Below are 6,642 nucleotides of genomic sequence, written 5' to 3'. Positions count from 1 at the left end.
CTGCCAGCGGCGGCGGCCGCAGGGCCCGACCTGGCCGAGGTGCGCGGCCAGGCCCATGGCCGGCGGGCCCTGGAGATCGCCGCAGCCGGGGGCCACCATCTGCTGCTGGTGGGGGCGCCCGGCAGCGGCAAGACGATGCTGGCCCGGCGGCTGCCACCGCTGCTGCCGCCCCTGGGGCACCAGGAGGCCCTGGAGGTCACCCAGCTCCATTCCCTGGCTGGACTGCTGGGGGAGGGGGCCGGCCTGCGGCGGCAACGCCCCTTCCGCAGCCCCCACCACGGCTGCTCCGCCGCCGCCCTGGTCGGTGGCGGCGCCCTGCCCCGGCCCGGGGAGCTGAGCCTGGCCCACCATGGTGTGCTGTTCCTCGATGAGCTGGCGGAGTTCCGCCGTGAGGTGCTCGACCAGCTGCGCCAGCCCCTCGAGGAAGGGGAGCTGTGGATCAGCCGGGCCCAACAGCGCTGCCGCTTTCCCTGCCGGGTGCTCCTGGTGGCCGCCACCAACCCCTGCCCCTGCGGCTGGTACGGCGATCCCAGCGAGAGCTGCCGCTGCGGTGAAGCCCAACGGCGCCGCCACTGGGGAAGGCTTTCAGGGCCGCTGCTGGACCGGATCGATCTGCAGGTGGTGATGCGGCGCCCCGAGGCCCACGACCTGGGCGGGGCCTACCGGGAGGCCGGGCAGCAAAGGCCCGCTGGGGGCGAAGCCAGCTCGGTGGTGGCGAAACGGGTGGCCGCGGCCCGGAGGCGGATGGGCCAGCGGAATCCGGAAGGGGCGGCCAACGGCCAGCTGGATGGTCCTGCCCTGGCCGCGATCGTGACCCCGGAGCCGGACGCCCTGGCTCTCTGGGAGCGGGCCATCAGCCAGCGGCGCCTGTCCGCCAGGGGGGCGGAGCGGGTGCTGCGGGTAGCCCGCACGATTGCCGATCTGGCCAGTGAGGCCAGGGTGTCAGGTGCTGCGATTGCCGAGGCCCTCAGCTACCGATCCTTCGATCAGGTGACGTGAGCGAACGCTCCGGTCAGCGGCGGCGGGCTGAGTCGCCGCTGTAGGGCTGCACACCGATCGACGGCGGCCGGTTCTGGGCTTCCTCAGCAGGATTACCCCAGGCGTGATTGATGGTCTCGGCCAGCCAGTGGCTGATCCTTTGAAGAACGGAGGCAGACCTTGACTGGCCTGCCGTTGAGGCGACCGGATGGCCCATGGACCCTGCAGCGATGGCCCCTTCAGCCTGATCACGGTCGGGGGGCCAGGCAACAGGTAGAAGCACCTGAATGGAAGAAGCCCGAACGGGGATCAGCGGCGACGGCGGCGCTGCTGAGCCTTGCGCTTGTACTTCTCGGTGGGGGTTTCGTGGTGGCGCAGCCGCTTCAGATCGGCAAAGATGCCCGCCTTGGACACTTGGCGTTTGAAGCGGCGCAGGGCCGATTCGATGCCTTCGTTTTCGCCGACGGTGACCTGGGTCATGAAGTACTGCTGAGACGTGCGCAGCGTTGCACCCTAGCAAGTGGGGCTTCGGCCCTCCGCCTCAGAGCTTGGTGGCGGGGGGAACGGCCGGCGGGGCCAAGGGCCGCCGGACCGCCGCAGGAGCGGCCTCCTTGACGGGCACCGCTGCGGTGGGGGGCTGGGCGGCCTCCACCTTGGTGGGCTGGGGCTGGGCGGCTGTCGCCGCCGTCCCCGGCCAGCTGTCGGCATAGACGTAGAGGTGGCCGAGGTTGCGGCCGCCGAACTGGCGCCGCATCAGTCGCCAACCGGGCTCCAGTTGCAGCTTCAGGAAGCCGGGGGCGCTGCCACGGGTGCGGGCCACCACCATCTCCGGGCCGGCGCCAGCCTTCGTGGGGAAGGCCAGCAGCAGCATGTCGCCGGCGCTGCGGGTCACCATCAGCCGGTAGGAGGTGGCCAGATCCTGGCCCCCCACCCGAACCGAGTAGCCGTTGGCGTCGATATAGCGGTTGCAGATGCCGGTGAAATCGAAGGTGGCCAGCAGGGGATTCACCGGGGCCGGCGTGCCCTCACCCACCTCAAAGCAGGGCCGCACGGGCTTGAGCTGTTCGTAGATGTTGAGCTGGGCTTTTTCGCCCTTGCTGCCGATGGGGGCAGCCACCATCAGGAAGTTCTGCTGGTCCACCTCGGCGGCGGCGAACAAGGCGGAGGCGCGGACCGGAGCGGGGGCTGCAGTGGCCAGGGTTGTCGCCAGCGCCGTCAGGGCCGCCAGGCCTGCGCGGGGGAGAACGGAAAGGGTCACGGCGTTGATCGAAGCGGCCTAAATCGTATGAACGGTAACCACCGGAAACCAGCCCATAGGCACAGTCGGACGGCCGGTTGTCGGGCCGGCCGAGGGGTCGCAGCGGGGGCGCAGCGCGCTGGGGGGGCTCAGGCGGGCTTGTTGATGCGGATCGCCACCAGCAGGGCCAGCACGGTGCCCGGCAGGCTGCCGGCCAGGATCCAGCGGGTGGCCTGGACACCGAGATCAGGGTCGCCGTAGGAAAGCTCGAAGATCGATCCGGTGGCGGCGATGCCGAGCAGGCAGGCCAGGCCCAGGAAGAGGCCGGCCAGGGGTTTCATCGGCATGGAGATCAGCGAATCGACTGGACGTCGGAGCGGAGGAAACCCTGCTGCTGCAGGCCGTCGTTGAGGCTGAGCTCGTCGGTGACCCGATCAACGAACAGCACACCTTGGAGGTGATCCATCTCGTGCTGGATGCAGCGGGCCAGCAGACCATCGGCCTTGATGCGGCGGGGGCGACCCGTCTCGTCGCGGTAGGCCACCTCCACCACGGACGGACGCACCACGTCGAGATAGACCCCGGGGATGCTGAGACAGCCCTCCTCGTAGGTGTTGAAGGAGGCGCCGGCGGCGGTGATCTCGGGGTTGATCAGCACAAGGGGCGGAGTGGCGGCCTCCTCCAGATCCAGATCGATCACCAGCAACTGGCGATGGACACCCACCTGGGGGGCCGCCAGGCCAATCCCCTTGGCGGTGTACATGCTGCGCAGCATGTCGCGGGCCAGATCCCGGACGGAGGCATCCACCTTGCTGATGCGCCGGGCCGAGGCCCGCAGCTCCTTCGACCCCAGCGTGTGGATCTCGAGGGAGGGGCGTTCCACCGGCACCTTCGGCACCAACACGGAGTGGCCACCCTGTTCGGCGGACCGTGCCATCTGGGCGAAGCTGCGGGCCAAGACGTCACCTGAAACGATGGATCGATTCTAGAAGCAGCCTGCGGAGGGCTCGGGTGGGGGCGCCGTCGTGCAAAGAATTGGAGCCCCTGCCCGCCGCGGTGGCGGTGGGCAGGGCCACCAGCGTCGCCGAACCGCGGCTGGACGGGGGGCGCTTGTTCTGGCTGGAGCAGCGCCCCGACGAGCAGGGGCGCACCACCTTGATGGGACGCGGCCCCGGCGCCGCTGCCGTGGATCTGACCCCTGGGCCCTGGACCCTGCGCACCCGCGTGCATGAGTACGGCGGCGGGGCCTATGCGGTGGCGGGCGATCAGCTGGTGTTCGTCCACGACGGCGACCGCTGCCTCTGGCAGCTCAGCCTGGCCGGCGGCGGCGAACCCTTAGCAACCGCGGCGCCCCGCCGACTGACCGCCCCACCCGACCCGGAGCGGCCGCGGGCCTTCGCCGATGGCTTGATCGACCAGCCTCGCCAGCGCTGGATCGGCGTGATGGAACAGGACGGCGTTGACCGGCTGGTGGCGGTGCCCCTGGCGGGGGGCGAACCGGAGCTGCTGCACCAGCCGGCGGACTTCTGCGGCTACGCCGTGCTGGCCCCAGGCGGCGGCCACCTGGCCTGGGTGGCCTGGCAGCAGCCCTTCATGCCCTGGGAGCGCAGCCAGCTCTGGCTCGCCGCCATCGATGCGGCGGGGCAGCTGCAGCAAGCCCGGCCCATCGCCGGCTCGGCGGCGGGGGATCCCCAGGGGATCTCTGTGTTCCAGCCCCTCTGGCTCGACGACGGCTCCCTGGTGGTGGCCAACGACCGCAGCGGCTGGTGGAACCTGGAACGGCTTGCCGAGGTGGCCTCCCTGGAAGCGGACACCCCGCCCCGATGGCACCCGCTCTGCCCCATGGAGGCGGAATTCGCCAGCCCGCAATGGGTCTACGGCCTGCGCACCCTGGCCTGGGACGGCACGCAGCTGCTGGCGGCGGTCTGCCGCCAGGGGCGCTGGGAGCTGGGCCGGCTGGGGGCCGAAGGCGGCCGCTTCGAGCCGATCCCCCTGCCCTTCGATGAGCTGGCGGCCCTGACGGCGGAAGCGGGCCGGTTGGTGGCTGTGGCGGGGGCCCCCGGGATCGGCCAGGGGCTGCTGGAGCTGGACACGGCCAGCGGCACCTGGCAGCACACGCCGGCCGCACCGCTGCCCCTGGCGGCCGAGGCGATCAGCCGACCGGAGCCGCTCTGGTTCGAAGGTCATGGCGACCAGCCCACCCACGCCTGGTACTACCCGCCCCGGGGCGGCAGCCGCGCCGATGCCCCCCTGCTGGTGAAGGGCCACAGCGGCCCCACCGCCATGGCCGGCACGGGGCTGAACCTGGCCATCCAGTTCTGGACCAGCCGCGGCTGGGGCGTGGTGGATGTGAACTACGGCGGGTCCACCGGCTTCGGGCGGGCCTACCGGCAGCGGCTCGACGGCCAGTGGGGCGTGGTGGATGTGGCCGACTGCGCCGCCGCCGCCAGGGCCCTGGTGGCGGCGGGCAAGGCCGACCCGGCCCGGGTGGCCTTCGAAGGGGGCAGCGCCGGCGGTTTCACCGTGCTGGCGGCCCTGTGCTTCACCGATGACTTCGGGGCCGGAGCCTGCCGCTACCCGGTGGCCGATCCGGAGGCCCTGCTCGAGGTGGATCACCGCTTCGAGGCCCGCTACACCGAATCCCTGATTGGCCCCTGGCCCGAGGCCCGGGCCGTCTACGAGGCGCGTTCACCGCTGCGGCATGCGCAGCGGATCACGGTGCCGGTGGTGTTCTTCCATGGCCTGGACGACCGGGTGGTGCCGGCGCGTCAGAGTGAGCAGATGGTGGAAGCCCTGCGCCGAGGCGGACTGGAGACGGAACTGCACCTGTTCGAAGGAGAGGGCCACGGCTTCCGCGACAGCGGCGTGCGCACCTCGGTGCTGGAAGCCACCGAAGCTTTCTTCCGCCGCCAGTTCCGCCTGTGATCGCCGCGCTCATGCCGGGGCTAGTGGAGGGCGTGGAGTGGCTGGCCCTGGCCCTGGCCGCCCTGACCGTGCTGCTGCTGATTGGCAGCGGTATCGGCGGGCTGCTGGGCATGAAGCGCTGGGGTCTGCCGGAGGCCCTGCTGGCCGGCGGCCTGGGGCTGGTGGTGGCTCCGGCCGGGCTGGTGCCCCTGCTGCCCCAGCGGGTGATCGACCTCTGGGACCAGCTGCCCCTGCCCCTGCTGACCCTGGTGTTCGCCACCCTGCTGCTGGGCAAGCCGCTGCCGAAGCTGGGGGGCCTGTGGCGCCCCCTCTCGGCCCAGGTGCTGCTGGCGCTCACCCTGGCCTTCGGCCAGTTCCTGGTGGGGGGCCTGGCGGTGCTGCTGGTGCTGCAGCCCTGGCTGGGGGTGAGCCCGGTCATGGCCTGCCTGATCGAGGTGGCCTACGAAGGCGGCCACGGCTCGGCCGCCGCCATGGGGCCCACCTACGAGCGGCTGGGGCTGGAGGGGGCCCAGGCCCTGGGGCTGGCGATGGCCACCGTGGGACTGCTGGTGTCGACGGTGGTGGGGGGGCTGCTGGTGGTACTGGGGCGGGCCCGGGGCTGGCTGAAGTTCCCCGAGGCCATGCTGATCGAGGAGGCGGTGGCGATCCTTGAGGAGCAGACCCCGCCCCTGCAGGAGGTGCCGCTGGATCTGTCCCTTGAGGCGGGCACCGTGGAGGTGCCGGCCCTGTGGCGGCAGATCGCCGACTGGGCCGTGAACCTGGGGCTGGCGGGGGTGGCAGTGCTGTTCGGCTGCGGGGCACTGGCGGCGCTGCGCTTCGTCGCCGACGCCAGCGGCGGGGTGTTCGCCCTGGTGATCGACGCCCTGCCGGTGTTCCCCCTGGCCCTGGTGGGCTCCCTGCTGGTGCGCCTGATCCTGGAAAAGAGCGGCCAGACCCAGTGGGTCTCGACCGCCATCCAGGGCCAGACCGGCACCATCTCGGCCGATCTGCTGATCACCGCCGCCACCGCCTGCCTGGATCTGAGCCTGCTGGCCCACGACTGGATCCCCCTGACGGTGCTGGCGCTGGCGGGTCTGCTCTGGAACCTGGGGGTGATCCTGCTGCTGGCCCCCAGGATCCTGCCGCCCGACTGGTTCGAGCGGGCGATCATCGAGTTCGGCCAGGCCACGGGGGTGGCCGCCAGCGGCCTGCTGCTGCTGCGCATGGCCGACCCAGGCGACCGCAGCCAGGCGGTGACGGCGTTCTCGATCAAGCAGCTGCTGCTCCAGCCCCTGCTGGCAGGGGGCGTGATCACCGTGGTGGCCCCCCTGGTGGTGGACGGCTGGGGCCTGCCGGCCTGGACCGGCCTCTGCCTGGGCTTGGTGGTGCTCTGGAGTGGGCTGGGGCTGTGGCTGGCGGCGCGGGCGAAGGCGGCGGGCTGAACAGGCCCCCTGCCGCACCATCGCCGCCACGTCGCCGCCACGTCGCTGGCGCAGCTTCACCCTCAGCAGGTTGTCGGCCAG

7 protein-coding genes are annotated in these 6,642 nt (G+C 71.8%); 3 read left to right on the top strand and 4 right to left on the bottom strand.

Translation table 11 applies throughout. From position 1 onward, the window contains the following. A partial coding sequence (locus KQ305_RS11220; protein ID WP_259725488.1) for a YifB family Mg chelatase-like AAA ATPase occupies positions 1-999 on the top strand: 999 nt, incomplete at its 5' end. Positions 1,000-1,287: 288 nt separating this feature from the next. Here the strand turns inward: KQ305_RS11220 and rpsU are convergent. The 4 genes from rpsU to def all read right to left on the bottom strand — a co-directional run bounded on the left by rpsU (position 1,288) and on the right by def (position 3,173). Beyond that, positions 1,288-1,458 (bottom strand): 30S ribosomal protein S21, encoded by a 171-nt coding sequence (gene rpsU / locus KQ305_RS11215; protein WP_006172073.1) that lies wholly within the window; start codon positions 1,456-1,458, stop codon positions 1,288-1,290. A gap of 61 nt (positions 1,459-1,519) precedes the next feature. Next, positions 1,520-2,236 (bottom strand): DUF3747 domain-containing protein, encoded by a 717-nt coding sequence (locus KQ305_RS11210; protein ID WP_311134348.1) that lies wholly within the window; start codon positions 2,234-2,236, stop codon positions 1,520-1,522. A gap of 128 nt (positions 2,237-2,364) precedes the next feature. After that, positions 2,365-2,562 carry a hypothetical protein gene (locus tag KQ305_RS11205; RefSeq protein WP_015109112.1) on the bottom strand — a complete coding sequence of 66 codons (198 nt, stop codon included), beginning with the start codon at positions 2,560-2,562 and terminating at the stop codon, positions 2,365-2,367. 5 nt (positions 2,563-2,567) lie between these two features. Next, entirely contained in the window at positions 2,568-3,173 is a 606-nt protein-coding gene (gene def / locus KQ305_RS11200) for a peptide deformylase (RefSeq protein ID WP_259725487.1), read from the bottom strand. A gap of 86 nt (positions 3,174-3,259) precedes the next feature. Here def and KQ305_RS11195 point away from each other — a divergent pair, with 86 nt between their 5' ends. Next, a complete protein-coding gene (locus tag KQ305_RS11195; protein ID WP_259725492.1) occupies positions 3,260-5,140 on the top strand; it encodes a S9 family peptidase in 1,881 nt (626 codons plus the stop codon). Next, the gene (locus tag KQ305_RS11190; protein ID WP_259725486.1) at positions 5,137-6,561 is read left to right on the top strand and encodes a sodium/glutamate symporter; all 1,425 of its coding nucleotides are present in this window, start codon (positions 5,137-5,139) and stop codon (positions 6,559-6,561) included. Before KQ305_RS11195 ends, KQ305_RS11190 begins: the two co-directional genes overlap by 4 nt. Positions 6,562-6,642: the final 81 nt, after the last annotated feature.

Source organism: Synechococcus sp. CS-1332 (genome assembly GCF_025127995.1).
GTDB lineage: Bacteria > Cyanobacteriota > Cyanobacteriia > PCC-6307 > Cyanobiaceae > Cyanobium.
This window is presented reverse-complemented; position numbering and strand designations above follow the sequence as displayed.